Origin of the sequence: Telluribacter humicola (genome assembly GCF_017355935.1) — a bacterium.
GTDB lineage: Bacteria > Bacteroidota > Bacteroidia > Cytophagales > Spirosomataceae > Telluribacter > Telluribacter humicola.
This window is the reverse complement of record NZ_JAFIQT010000014.1, coordinates 1-14,126: the sequence shown is the minus strand read 5'-3', so window position 1 is coordinate 14,126 and position 14,126 is coordinate 1. Positions and strand designations below refer to the sequence as shown.

The window sequence follows — 14,126 nt, the reverse complement described above, 5'->3', positions numbered from 1 at the left end:
GATGAAAGATAACTCTGGAAAAAAGTATTTCTCCCGCCTGAACGGCAGCGATGGTATCAATGGATTTGCTAAAACAAAACCAGCCCACGAGCCTATTGAGGAAAACTCAATCAGGCGGCATGTAAGCAATTCGCGCCAATTTGGCTCACATGCGGATTCTAAACAAGAGGAAGATTCAAACCCCGGCCGGGTATTATCAGCCAAAATATCGGCTATTGTGGCCAAATATCCGTTTCACACCATCGGCGGATTACTGGCCCTTTTGCTGGTAATTCTCCTTTTCAAAACCTTTTACCAGGGCAAGCACTGGAAAGCCAAGCGGACAGCTGAAGAGGCATTTTACGTGGCCAATGAATACGCCCGCAACAACAGCACTAATCTATATCCCTACCTTTCCAACGCCTTCCGCCGCGAAGTACGCCAGCTGCCGGGACTACTCCCTCTCTCCATGCAGACCGCCACGCGCGGCGGCACTATTACCGCTGCCGAAGCCGTAGGCATACGAGAAATCACACCTGATTCAGTGGTGGTGGAAGTACATTTGACCTTTGGTGGCGAAAACAGCCAGGCAAAGCATGAAGAAAAAAGTTATCAAACTATGGTATATGAAAAGGATCAGTGGCGGTTGGGGCTGACCTATAGTCGATGATATATCGGTTATATCCATGCTTTGGCTTAACATGAGTCATCCAAAATTTTGAAGGGAGTGGCGCAAATTTGAAAGTCGCATCGTATTTACGACGCTTAGGGGTTTTGATTATAGGTTGCATGATCCTGCAGGTTAAGCAAGTTCACTGTGCCGATAAACCGGACCATCTCATTCCTTTGAATTCTGGAGAAACCTACTAACAAGGAAATTTTTATGAATTTTTCATTAGAAGAGCCTTCAAGTGCGAAAGAGGTCTGCATGGGGCAGAGACTACAACTTTCAAAATTCTTCTTGATGCTGAATACGGTAGTCTCCCCTCCTTGAAAGACTATGATAAGCGTCTAGAAAAAAGGTTATCTAGTCAAGGCTGTACAGAAATTCTTGAAAAGAAAGCCAACACCTAATGAGAAAGAAGGCCTGGAACAGTTAGAGCTTCAAGTTCAGAATGCCAGATCCGCTTCTGAACTCGCTAGACTAATCGACCGTGGTATCAAGATTACCATGAGATACAGAGACCTCTAAGCACATTATTCTCTGGGCCAAAAGTATAAGCTGAATATGTTTACGAAACCAGACCAAATCTATGGATCATGCAAGAAATATGATATCATCATAAGTTTAAGCCGGTTGGTCCATAACCACAGTCGGTTCGACTGGAAAGCCAGTTCTATTTTATAGAATCGAAAACTAGCTTCGATCTACCCTAGTGAGGAACCGTTGCAGCGGGTATAAGCTAGCACCACCGAACAGAGCTCGGGGTTATATTCATAAATTGTTATTATAAAAGGTGCGATTATACGTATGCCAGCCAATGTTGTGGCTGGCATACGTATAACCAAGTTAATTGGCACTCCGAATTTCATCTAATGGTACCTCCTTTCGCAGCCTGACCCGCACAACAGACGCAGCGGCCGATGCTTGGTTACTAGACCCTACTAGCTTGTAATCCTGCTTCCGCTTCGCACCTGATTTATCAATAATGCCAACTTCAATAGTAACGTTTTGCGCCTTGCCAGCGACCAGATACCCTTCCAGTATACGATCAGAGTGAACATTGGTATAAATCGTAGTATCATAATCGTTAGTATAGTAGATAGTACGATTTGTCAGGATATGGGTGCTCCCGTCCTCAGCGCGGTAGGAAAGCGTATCAAAACCCACTTCGTTACGTGGTTGGCTGGGATTGGTTGGTTTGAATACCCGAAAAGCATAATATGCTTTCGTTGGCGGAAAGTTGGGTTCAGGATTTTTATCTTGACAGCTATACAGGTTTAGAATCAATAGGATGGCTGATGCGATGACGCTCAATCTCTTCATTTCCAAAATATCCTCTTCGTTTAAGTTCAAAAAAACATGTAGCCGTGGCCAGCATATCGGCACTGGCGTTGTGCATTCCCTTCATTCGTCGGCCCGTCAGCTGATGGTATAATTCATCCAGGCGGACCGGTTCTGGGTTTCCAGGTACGTAGGTACTCGCCTCCATCGTACAAAGCAACGGCCGGGCGGGCAGCTCCCCTACCCTAGCCGACTGTGCTAGCTGCATTCGAATAAACTCGGCCCCGATCACTCCATAATCAAGGCCAATATTATGTCCCACCCAGGCATCAGCCTTTTCAACGTCCTGCCGCAATTGTTCCAAGATTTCGGCCAGAGGCTTTCCTTTCCGTTCTGCTTGCTCCTGGGTGATTCCGTGGATCCGCTGCGCTACTTTATTCCAGCGAAAACCATCCGATTTTACCAGCTCGTAATGTTGGTTCAATTGATGCCCCTCCTCATCATACAAGCCCCAGGCTACGGAGATAAGTCTTGGCCAGTTTGACAGATCCGTAACAGGCAGATGATAGCTCTGCGGCAGTCCGTTCGTTTCTGTATCGACGATGAAGTACTTCATAGGATAGGTTTATAGCCAACTTTTAAAGCAATGATCCAACTATCGTTTCATTCCGGACGGAGGCAAATCAAACTTTGGTACCATCTTCGGCACTTCGGGGCTTAGGATGGGAGCGGCCTGCTGTTTCATCGGCCCCGGCAAAGGCGTCAGATGCAACTTTTCTCCTTTTTGCAAGTCCTCCGTAAAGTCTTTGTTGTGCGGCAGTTTTAAACTTACGACCTTTTGTAATCCCTTGGCTACTGTCAGTTCGTTCTGCGCCCGAATCAAATTTTGTCGGGTATTGGGCATTGATACTTCAAACTCGGTACGGTTGTCCTGCCAGCTCTTCACACTGATCCGGGCTTCCGGCTCGTCTTTTGGTGAGTTTTTATTAAGCACTGTCGCAAAACGCTCAGTCAGTTCCTGAACCCTCTGCCTGCCCGTCGCCTGGTCGGGGTGGCTCACCGAAACAGTAAGCCGTGCCTGACTGGGGGACGGCAGGTTTAAGTGCGCTTGTATGTTGTTGCTTTCCTCAATGCCAGAATACCGCATACGGCCCACCAAATTGATATTGTTACGAATGCCGGCATTGTCGTTATCGTTAGCCATGACGATCTGCCGGGGCTGGTACTTGTCAATCAGTTTCTGCACTGTATCCGGGGCTCCGGATGACAAATTTCCCGCCGTACCGAGGTAGAGCCTTTTCTCTCCTTCCGCCGGAGGTCTCATTTGGTGAAAACTCATAGCGTCGATGGGGCTTTCGGCGATCACCATCCGGTCCACCCTTCCGCCCGGTTCGACTACCTTCGGATTAGAAATCCAAATACCGTCGCCACGGGAACCGTCCACGATTTTGACATTTTCGTTCCGGACAATGATGGCCACGGTACCCTGTTCATTCTTGATAGGAAACACCGTATTGACAAACTGCTTACTCCGGCTACGGTCAAAGTAGGTTCTATTAAAAACGGCATTTTCAAATTCAGGGGCTTCAATCGTTTCATCCGATAGCCCCCGGCTTTTGAGATAGTTGGTATCACTCAACGGCTTTAAATCAAAGCTCCGAACGACGGCCTGCTCCCGGGTCGGAGCCGGTGGATTTGTTGCTGATGCCGCTGTTTGGCTTGCAATCCGCTCCACGCGAGTATCTACCTGACCGACATATTGCTGCAATTTTTCTATCGTATCCTTCCACTCCCCCGTCCCCCGTCGATGCTGAAACTGCACAACGGTACCCTTATCAGCTCCATCGTTGGGATTAAAGTAGATATCGGTTCCTGCACCCTGCCGAGGATAAACAACTATCCTATCTTTCCCTCCGCTGTCGGCTTTGTAGAGAGAAACTGAATTGCCACCGCTACGCTGCAAATCTTTAATATAGCCTTGGTCTTTGGCGTATTCAACCAGGTCGATTTGCTGCTTGAATTGTTCAAAATCGACTTTCCGAAGTGCTCTCTGCTGGGTTTCGCTTACTTTGTGATCTTCCCGTGGGGTGATTCCAAGTACTCGCTCTTCCAGATATTTCACGTCCTGCAAATCCTTGGCCCGTCCAGATGCCTTCTTGCTGGCCACTAAATCTCTTGGGGACAACACACTGTACTCAGTTCCTTCATTTGTTCGAACAGGTACCCGATCGGGATAATGATCGGGAAATCGACCTAAGCCTGTCACGTCCTTATGGATGTCGATCCGGTAAGGGTTCCGCCCAAAGTACAATACATTATCATCAGTAAAATCACTCGGGTGCAGCTTGGCTCCAATGAATTCCTTTACCGATGCTACCATTTTATTCGCATTCTCCGCCGTCGGGTTAATCCACACGTCCAGGTCGTCGGCCTTGCGGGTGCTGCCGTACGATTGAACCGCCTTTCCCCCTATGATCGCATATTCCACCTGGTGCCGATTTAGCACTCTCATAAACTCCTCCTGATCGCGGGTCATTTCTCAATCCTTTCTGTCTACTGGTTTTCTTCGTTTCCTGATGCTTCCTGCTCTTCTTCTTTCATACGGAAAAAGTCTTCTCGGCTGAGCTTTCCGATAATCCATGGCTCATCGGCGGGCTTTTCGGCATACCCGTACCGCTCGATGGTCTCCTGGCGAATGGCCGTGAAATCTACCAGTAAAGTGTCCGGCAAAACCTTGACATCAACCCCCAATTCCTTGCCCTGCAAACGGTCTATGGTTTTCATTTTTTGTTTGTTTTTGTTACTTAAAAATAATCATATTCGTTCGTATTTCCTTACTCAAACAGTCATCAATAACCGTTATTTTAACCCATAACCAATGCTGTTCTACCGAGTTGATCCTTTATAAAGGAGTTTCTCTATCTCCTTATCCTCCAGGCCAAGTATTGTGGCACAATCCAGCACAATGCTGTCCATGTTGGTTTGCAGATCGTGCTGTGTGGAGAATTTGGGAAGTCCATTTATTTCCCTATTCTCAGCTTCTAAAGTAATTCTCCCCCAGAACCGCCCTTCCTTCGATTCAACCGTAAAGCCGATGAATTCGCCTTGGTCAAACTCATGAAGATCTTCGGGATTGATAATAGGACGTTGCTGCTTCCGGAAGTTGAGCGTACTGCGGCCCCGGTTGGGCTGGTGTCGCCCCTCCAATACACTACTTAAATCGAAAGCAGGACTATTATCCCGCGATTCTTCCGGAGTAATTACTTCGTGCTGTCCAATCAACTGGCTGACATACCTGGCCGTTTCCACGCTTGACACTGCGCCATAAAACTGGTTGCTCAGCGTTCCCAGAATCATCTGGCTTTCCTTTTCCCCGTAGTACTTCCGTACCTGTGACAAGTCCTGGCACATATATACCGTCGCAATGTGCGAACTACGCCCGGTGGCGGGTATCTGCTCAAAGTTAGGTATGTAAATCGTCGGAGCCTCATCCAATAGCAGGATCGAATGATGCTTTCCCCTGCGATTCATTCGTTTCAGTGCTACCGTACTGTATAGTCCCAAGAGTGGGCGCAACGAGTCCATCACTTCCCGATCGCCGCCCAGGCAGAGAAGGATCGGCTGTTTGGGGTTATTCAAATCCATGCTGTATCCCTCATCGGTGGCCGACATCACCCAGAAGACTTCGGGACTCGCCAGCTTAGCTAGCATGACCTGCAAGGTACCCATGACACCCGAAAGTTGGTCGGCAGATTTATTACCAATGGCTGTAACCACACTCATCACATAACTCAGACATTCGGAGTCGTTTCCAATCATAGTCATTAGTCTGTCATAGGGCATTTTGGTGATCAGCGTCACCGCGTGCGGCAAGGTACAGCACTTTGGATGGTGCTTGCGGAGGTACCAAATTAGACCTGTCAAAACCGATGTACAGGAGCGTGACCAGAAATCCTGCTTCTCAATGGTTTCCTGTTGCAGGTTCCGCAGCAGCGCCAAGGCGTATTCCTCGGCGTAGGCAATGCTGGGAATATTTTCTGGAGCAATCGGATTCAGACGGTGGGTCCGGTCCATATCCTGGAAGTTGATGACGCAAAATCGCGACGTTGCTTCTGGGCTATGCTGACGACAATGGTAGGCGTAGTTCGTAAGTTCTGGAAATTTAACATCATACACGATACCACAATAGTCCTGCTCTAGTGCCTGGCGAATGAAAGGTTTAGCCAGCGAGTCTGACTTACCCGAACCTGGTCCGCCGGCGATGAAGACACCCCGAAATGGATTGGGTACTTTTATCCAGCCGCCCGTTGTGGTACCGAACTGGAACCCTAAAGCCGGAACACCTGTTTTTCGGTCTTCAACAATGGGCCGCCTGGGCTTTGGTCGGAACAGCCAGAAGCCCACAGCTACTCCAAAAAAAATACCCATTGCCGCTCCCACCGGCACCAGGTATTTGAAATGATACGGAAATTGGTGCGCCATGCCTAACAGCAATACACCTGCTAAGTACCCAAAGACAGCAACAAGTTGAACGGGCGTAGAGGGCTGCTTTTTCTTCCTCAGCTTCCTGGCTTGGTTTCCTGATAAATCAGTATCATCGGGTATGGCAAACGCTAAGGGGATAATCATAGCGAAGACTACCCTAATCAGCCAGCCACCTTTCATGTACGCGTTTAAGAGCCTATTGTACCAGCCCACATCGCGAGGCGAAACATACATCAACAGCAAGTACTCACCCCCTACTATGGCAGCTAACAAAGTCACTAGCACCCAGACGGCGTTACGGTTCTGATTCATTTATTTGACTTTCTTTTCCTGGTTAAGTGCTTTCTCACTCATCTGCGCCTTCTCATTCGACGTCTGAAATCATCCTCTTTGCTGATGGCATGGCCACCCGTATTTGGAACACTATCAAACCTCAGCGCCCCGACTAGTGGCGTGATGTCAATCCGGATGGGCCGGAATTTCTGGTTTGTATCGGTATTCTTATCAATTTTCTCCCCGCCCCTGTCCGCCGTTTGGACAACATCCGTTTTTATGATCTCGCCTTTTTTGCTCTCAGCAATCAAGTTCATAGATTCGGCTTTGCTTTTTGTGGTTCCGAGTACAGGAGGCGAAATGTCTCCCTTATTTAGCCCTTTGGTTTTCTGCTCTCTCAATTCTGGTTTTTCAGTAATCCGTTCGTAAGCTTGTCGGGGCGTGAAGACATCCCCTTTCTTCGCTCCGCGCTCCACTTCATTCATTTTCTTCCAGAAATCAGGTGAATAGTTCTGACTTCGCCCAATCTCGTGCATCTGCGCACGGTTGAGGAGTAGTCCTCCTCTCTCCAACCGATTCATCTGCTTATCCAGCCTCTGCTGTTGCTGCGCCTCCGTGATGTTGGGCTTATATCCGAAAGATTTTTCAAAGTCTTCTTTATTTTTAGTTAGCCAGGCTTTATAGTTAAACTGACGGCTACCACTATCAGGATGCAGCGACCGGCTCATCGTATTATCACGGGCCGATACGATCACGTGGATATGTGTCTGTTCTCCCTCTTTTTTCTGTTTGGGTTTCACCTGTCCCGTCTGTACTTCCTCGTCAAGCCCGGTGTACAGCCGATTTTTGTGAAGGGTAGCATACCAAACAATATCCTTCCCCTCCACTTGGGCGAGATACTTACTTTTAAAGTTTTGGGCGTAATTATCCATTACCTGTCGGGTATAGGATTTCAGCTTCGCCTCATCCCCTTTTAAGTGTCGGAGTTCCTCTAAGCTTGGGGAAATTACCAGTGAATGAAAATGCGGTTTATTTTTTTGCAAACCTTTTACATTAGCATCTATATGTTCCCTCACCTCCAGACTGTCGATTTCCTCCCGTTTCTGATTGAAGAAGATAGATCGTGTCGGGTCTCTCTCTTCCCTCGCCTCATGTTCCAAGTAGTAAACAAGTGCCTGTGAAGTACCGGTATTTGTGTAGATGCCGCCCTTACTTGCAGGCAAAACGCGAATGACCATTGGCTATGATATTTACGTATTGATATTTTAAGATACTGAAATAATAAAATCACACTATTATATCACATCAGTATTTCATCATCAATTCATCATAGCGTTCCTGGTACCGCTTACTGGCCCATTCCTGTAGTTCAGCCAATTTTTCCGGCGTGTCACAGTGTTGATGAAAAAGCAAGTTTAACACTAGGTCACTGGTTAGATAGGAATACAAACTCATATCCCGGATAAACCGTAGATCATCGCTTGGCGGCTGGGTTTCAAATGTTGGATTCTGATCTAATCGTTGATCTACCTTTTCCAGGTGTTGACGGACGGGCTCCATGTACCACTTTTCGTGGCTTTGTAGGTAGGTGATGATCCGCTCGGTTGTGCGGTTGATTGTCTCCTTCAATGGATTCTTATCATCCTCCCGGCTGGGGTCGTAATCCAGCTCAATGTAGTGAGCAACGGCCTTGCTCAGGTATTCATTGAGGGTTACTTTGGAAGGTTTGTTCAGCCCTTTTCTTCGAGCCAGTTTTTGGTTAATTTTCTCGACTTGCTTGCGGGCGCGCTCTGCTACCTCGGCATCAATCTTCACAGTTTCTCTCTCCATCTCAAAATCAAGCAATTGCCAATTGGGGTGTACAAGCGATAATTATCAAGTACCTCAAATAAAGGAAGTTGCAGTTCAGCTGTACACTCTTTTATCTCTTTAACTCATTTAACTATCTATATATCAATAAATTAAGAACTACTATCTTGCTATTGCCAAAATTTGGCCCTACTTCCCCTTTTTCACTTTCGAGCTGCTAAAATAATTAACGGCCATAATTTCACAAAACAAAAAATTGTCTGGTTACTAATCCTAATAACATAGACTAGCAACCAGACCAACAAAGGTATATACTTTTAAAATATCATAATATTAAAATTATACTATTTTAAATCGCGTTAGTTCATTAAATTTTTTCTACCTCCTCAGCGATAGAAACCATCTTTCTAAACTCCCCAGCAGGTATATGAATCCATTTTGGATGTCTAAAGGCTTTACCATCGACAAAATCGAATTTCAATAAATCCGTGGTTTGATCAAGGCGATCGGGCCGATACTGTTCTATAAATATCATCTTTTGAGGATCTATACCGTACCGCCTCACAACTTCGTTAGCAATCAATTCACAGGCATTAGTTACACTTATGCCTTTATCTATGTCAGTCGCTACCACGATACCACATTGTCGATAAATTGTGATCAGGCAGGCGCTTGGGTAACCGTTTGGGGCAATGAATTCAAGGGTATACTGTTCCATATAGTTGTGAATTTTAACTAGCAGTCAAAAAATTTCAATTTAACAACTAGACATTTCTGTTACTCTTCTGTTTGGTAATTGATATTCAGAATAAAGTTAGCAGCTCGCTGTGCCTTCTGGGCCGCCTCAAAGAAAAAGCGCTTATCATCCCGTAGCCGATCCAACCAGCCCGAAATATAAGCCGCGCTGTTCTCTATAGTTTGTGCGCTTATGCCACTAATCCCACATAGGTAAGCGGCTCCTAATTCAGCGGTTAATTCTTCCTTCGTGTATGTTTGACTACCAAAGGGCGCAATTCCTATAATCTCTGGGCGGTTCAACCGGCTACTGTGTCCGGTCGAGTGGACCAATTCATGAAACAGGACATTGTAGTAATCCTCGGGCGATTCAAAGTTTTGGGCTGGTGCCATGTTTACCAAGTCAAGCGCGGGTGAGTAGTAGCAACCACTATTATCACTGCTTACTAAGCGGGGATAATTAGGCATTTGGTCAATAATACGCTCACAGGTTTCAACAACTTTGGGCCGAGTTTGCTCTTGGGGCTCCTGAATTTCTACGGGCAAAGTAGTATCCTCAATGTTAAATACACGATAATAACGCAAAATGAGCCGATTCTTTTCGCTCTTATCGCCTTCTTTCTCAGGTTTTAGCGGCTTCCAAAAAACGACGGGTAAACTGACGGCACCTCTTTTCACCTTTCCCCCTAGCTCTACTACTTGATTAAAAGTTAGAAACATAGGTGTACTGTAGGGAGTGAGGGCAAGCAAAAAAGCGTTTACTCCGCTGTAAGATCGCTTTGTGTCGTAGTTGTGGGGGGTGCTGTATTGCTGCCCGTCCACCACTGCCACTTTCCAGGGCTTACGCCACGGAATTACGCCATTTTCCAACTTCTTCATGATTTGACAGTTGATAAATCCATAAATGTCAAAAGCTTCTTTCTGCTGCCCTTTCATCGTATTGTCGTTTTGTGTTTTAAGACAATACTAAGTTACTGAATATATCAATATTATAAAATATTGATATATTAATATATTATTTAACTATGACTTATGTTCCCTTCTATTCTTAAAAGCGAAGAAGCAGTAAATTAGGCTTGGTAAAGATCTATATGCGTATTATTTTGATGTTATAAACTATCAAAACATAGATATTACATAATATCAAAATATCAATGAAATTAAATACTTAGCAAATCATGAAAAGAAGCTGATTCGAATCATCAGCTTATAGCGCCTCCACCAGGCTCATGAACTCTTCCAGAGTATAGGCGTTAACTAGCGTATTCTTTTCAAAAACCATAAAGTACTTGAAGCGCTGACATGCGTTGGTAGACCTGGTATTGCCTAACCTAATCTTGGCGGCGCTATAGGAGTTTCGAGGTGGTCGCCCTTGGTTTCCATTAAAAATAAATTGCTTGATCGAGTAAGGAGAATGAAGTCGGGGTAAGGATTAGATTTGAAGCCATTGATCGAAAACCATTTTCCACCTACCAGATTGCGATGCCAAAATACGATGTTTTCCAGGTTGGCAATACCCAGATTCACCCAATGTTCGAAGGCATTGAAGCCATATTCATGGTTCAGTACCCGGTATGGTACATCAGATGGTGATTGGCTACTTTGTCATTTCCAATCCATTGGAGGGTGGGCATATAGCGTGCAAATAATATGTTATTATCTCAATATTTTATTATTACAAAGAGCTAAAATATTGATAGTTTAATATGTCAATATATTTACTCATTTATCTGCCAATATCCTGCCTTTGTGGATCCGACTCGCTGCAAGATACCTTCTTTTTTCATGTGGCTAAGCTGATATTCCACGCCACGCCGGGTCAGTCCAGTTGCCTTCCTCATTTCCTGAATTCTTGCTTTGGGATTCGCTCGAATTAAATTAATGATACGTTCTCTTGCGGTTTCTTCCACAGTTTCTTCCACAGTTTCTTCCACAGTGCGGGCAGATCGCCACAGCGTTACGGTGAACATTCCTTCGGTTCTGAACTCAGGAGCAGGCAAGTTAGCCTCACTCATGAGGTCGTTCATACGCACGATGCCGGAACCTATTTGTTCCACAAGGTGCATTCGGGAAAAAAGTCCAAAAATAAGGGGATTGCGGGAAAGGCTCTTGTACCCAAAGTCCTGGGCACGTATTCCGCTGACCAATCCGCCAGGGTTGGTTATCTCAACCCGGTCCGTAAAGACCTCAACGGTTGTCACGGCCCCTTTTTCGTAATAGTCGCGATGGGACAGACAGTTGATGATCGCCTCCTTGAAAACTGTCTCAGGAATTTCCCAGATTTCTTTCCGGGGTTTGGAGCCTTGCCCCTCAATGTCGTAGCGGACATTGACTTTGCTCCGTAACCACTGCATGGCCCTAAGATACTGCTCGTGCAGGCAGCCACCGAATGGTTGGTCGTCGGTGATGTAACGCTTGTCCGTACCCTGAAAGGCCACACAGCGGACGATGGCTTTCTCTACGTACGCCTGTGGATCCTTACCGAAAAACAGGACCGCTCCATTTTTTATTTTTTTCTCCAGGGTATACAGCCTCAGGTTTTGGAATAGCTGATCTTGCGATACCGTTCGGCTTAGGCGGGCCTCGGCTAAAAACTCTGCCAGAAAAGCTTCGTCAAGTTCGGTATCCGAATCAAAATTCGGGCAGGGTGTCTCGTCAAAATAAATCTTTTCGGCTTGCTGGAAAAAATCACGCATTTGCTCAGCAGTCGTCAGTTTTTGGGTATTGGGTCCCTGCCGCACATAAATCGCACCAGACAGCACATAAGGTTTGTTTGGCCCGGAAGGTACCTCAATGACGCCTACAGACTTACCGTCCACCTCAACTACTGAAAGTTCACAGCGTAGGGGGGGGGAGATGTCGCCCAAGCTATTCTGGATAGCCGACCGCTTGGCGTTGTCAAGTTGAACACCCCGAATTTGATTGTGGTCATCAACACCGATCAGCAGAATACCCCCCGCTGCATTGGCAAATGCACAAACCTCCTCTGTTAGCTCCCTTACCTTGGATGGTATCGAAACATTAAACTCGGCATTGTAGCCTTCGCCGTTTGCGGCCAATATTCGGATAGATTCAGAAGTAAGCATGAATTCGGGTATGTAAAGCTAGTACTTTTTTAGAAGCCAATGGTTCAATGCTTTGATATAATGTAACATTATAATTACATTATCATAATTTTTTAAAACTATATGATATTAAAATTTCATTTGAACTTTTCAATAGATTCATTTTCAGTTCGGTGCCTAGCATATATAGTATTACGACCCATTTCTGATTTGATAGGAAAATTATTTAAAAAGCCCTCTACCTCCCGGTTCTGGTAGGGGTGGTCACGAAGGATTTCCACCGAATCAACAAAAATGATGTTATATCGAAGCTGTGTTACATTGCCCTCACGGTCGCGCTGGGGGTTTAGCAAATGTTCCTGCTCGTTAGCATATTCTCCGGATCCCAGACGATATTTGTAATTGACAGTTACGTAGAAATGCAGCCTACTATAATTGGAGAGAGCTAACTCATAGTCGGTGATGTTGTCAAGTATGGTATGCCATGTGGTGATTTCATTCAGATTTCGGTAGATCGTTTCCCTGGCCTCCGTGCGTTTTGTCTGACTCATGCCGTCGAGTTTTTCTTCCAGTTCCTGGCTTTTTAGGGCTAAATTCTCGATGTAAGCTCTAATCTGTTCAATCTTCTGATCGAGGGGTATGTCTTTATCTTTGAGCAACCAGTAGCGGTGTTTCCTGTAAAAAGTAATCCGGGCTGCTGGACGACCCAAATTAACGAGCTTAATAGTCCGGCAGTCGAAATCTTTAACGCTTTCAAATAGAGATTGATGACCTGCATCAACAAAGTGAATGACACCAGTAGAGTTCCAGTCGCCCTCAATATCCCAAATATTACGATCAGGGTGTAGTTTAGGAACATCATCCATTAGCTGAGTAAGTTCTGAAAGGAGCCGCGCATATAACTGGGGCTCGTAATGCCTGCGTTTGGCATGAGAGAGAAGCTGTTTCATATACTTTCCTATTATGTTTAGTATCTACTATGTTTCCCTTTAAGGGAAATTCACAAAAAATATACCCAAAACTTCCTCTGATTTTTCTTCGCTTTTCTTTTCCTACTCAAAGATATCCACACAATATACATAAGCTTCAATGACCTAATAATCGTTATTATACTATTACTTGTATAAATCATTTTTATTGACAGATAAGATTATTACGATATTATAGGATTTCTAAACATCTGTAAGTAGTTAGATTCTAGTGTGTTATACATGGAAAAACATACTTATCCCTAACAGATAATAGTCAGAGCCTAACAGATAATAGTCGGAGCCTAACAGATAATAGTCGGAGCCTAACAGATAATAGTCGGAACCCTAACAATTAATAGTCCTAAGACTAACAGATGATAGTCCTATACCTAACAGATAATAGTAATAGCTGTATAAAATCTGGGCATGAATCATTATTGGTCACTGGTTATCCACATAATACAAAACTGTGCAATTCCCTAATAGGGCTTTTGAAATGGTTAGTTGTAGCAAAACTAGGCCTTGAACCAGGTTTCACCCTAACAGATAATAGTCGAAAACCGCCTAAAAATAGCTCCGCCCGTAGGAACAGCCATTTCACCCTAACAGATAATAGTCGAAAAAACCGCCTGAAAATGCTTCGACCCATAGGAACAGCCACTTCACCCTAACAGATAATAGTCGAAAAAACCGCCTGAAAATGCTTCGATCCATAGGAACAGCCACTTCACCCTAACAGATAATAGTCGAAAAAACCGCCTGAAAATGCTTCGACCCATAGGAACAGCCACTTCACCCTAACAGATAATAGTCGAAAAAACCGCCTGAAAATGCTTCGATCCATAGGAACAGCCACTTCACCCT

At 45.2% G+C, this 14,126-nt stretch carries 12 protein-coding genes; 1 reads left to right on the top strand and 11 read right to left on the bottom strand.

Annotation, left to right across the window (positions count from 1 at the left end):
• Position 1: 1 nt before the first annotated feature.
• Positions 2 to 649: a hypothetical protein gene (locus tag JUB14_RS27075; protein ID WP_229368370.1), complete on the top strand. Its 648-nt coding sequence runs from the start codon at positions 2 to 4 to the stop codon at positions 647 to 649.
• A gap of 840 nt (positions 650 to 1,489) precedes the next feature.
• Here the strand turns inward: JUB14_RS27075 and JUB14_RS27070 are convergent.
• The 11 genes from JUB14_RS27070 to JUB14_RS27020 form a co-directional block, all read right to left on the bottom strand.
• Positions 1,490 to 1,810: a hypothetical protein gene (locus JUB14_RS27070; RefSeq protein ID WP_229368368.1), complete on the bottom strand. Its 321-nt coding sequence runs from the start codon at positions 1,808 to 1,810 to the stop codon at positions 1,490 to 1,492.
• A gap of 100 nt (positions 1,811 to 1,910) precedes the next feature.
• A complete protein-coding gene (locus tag JUB14_RS27065) occupies positions 1,911 to 2,540 on the bottom strand; it encodes a 3'-5' exonuclease (protein ID WP_207510004.1) in 630 nt (209 codons plus the stop codon).
• A 39-nt stretch (positions 2,541 to 2,579) separates the two neighbouring features.
• A complete protein-coding gene (locus tag JUB14_RS27060; protein WP_207510003.1) occupies positions 2,580 to 4,460 on the bottom strand; it encodes a toprim domain-containing protein in 1,881 nt (626 codons plus the stop codon).
• 17 nt (positions 4,461 to 4,477) lie between these two features.
• Positions 4,478 to 4,708, bottom strand: a complete 231-nt coding sequence (locus tag JUB14_RS27055) for a hypothetical protein (protein WP_229368365.1) — start codon at positions 4,706 to 4,708, stop codon at positions 4,478 to 4,480.
• A gap of 102 nt (positions 4,709 to 4,810) precedes the next feature.
• A complete protein-coding gene (locus JUB14_RS27050; RefSeq protein WP_207510002.1) occupies positions 4,811 to 6,721 on the bottom strand; it encodes a type IV secretory system conjugative DNA transfer family protein in 1,911 nt (636 codons plus the stop codon).
• Between the two features lie 38 nt (positions 6,722 to 6,759).
• Positions 6,760 to 7,905 (bottom strand): DUF5712 family protein, encoded by a 1,146-nt coding sequence (locus JUB14_RS27045; protein ID WP_229368362.1) that lies wholly within the window; start codon positions 7,903 to 7,905, stop codon positions 6,760 to 6,762.
• An 82-nt stretch (positions 7,906 to 7,987) separates the two neighbouring features.
• Positions 7,988 to 8,512, bottom strand: coding sequence for a hypothetical protein (locus tag JUB14_RS27040; RefSeq protein WP_207510000.1), 525 nt, complete (start codon positions 8,510 to 8,512; stop codon positions 7,988 to 7,990).
• 346 nt (positions 8,513 to 8,858) lie between these two features.
• Positions 8,859 to 9,209 (bottom strand): hypothetical protein, encoded by a 351-nt coding sequence (locus JUB14_RS27035; RefSeq protein ID WP_207509999.1) that lies wholly within the window; start codon positions 9,207 to 9,209, stop codon positions 8,859 to 8,861.
• Positions 9,210 to 9,268: 59 nt separating this feature from the next.
• The gene (locus JUB14_RS27030) at positions 9,269 to 10,162 is read right to left on the bottom strand and encodes an ArdC family protein (protein ID WP_207509998.1); all 894 of its coding nucleotides are present in this window, start codon (positions 10,160 to 10,162) and stop codon (positions 9,269 to 9,271) included.
• 782 nt (positions 10,163 to 10,944) lie between these two features.
• Positions 10,945 to 12,312, bottom strand: coding sequence for an AlbA family DNA-binding domain-containing protein (locus tag JUB14_RS27025; RefSeq protein ID WP_207509997.1), 1,368 nt, complete (start codon positions 12,310 to 12,312; stop codon positions 10,945 to 10,947).
• Positions 12,313 to 12,428: 116 nt separating this feature from the next.
• On the bottom strand, positions 12,429 to 13,241 hold the full coding sequence (locus JUB14_RS27020) for a hypothetical protein (protein ID WP_207509996.1): 813 nt from the start codon (positions 13,239 to 13,241) through the stop codon (positions 12,429 to 12,431).
• Positions 13,242 to 14,126 lie beyond the last annotated feature (885 nt).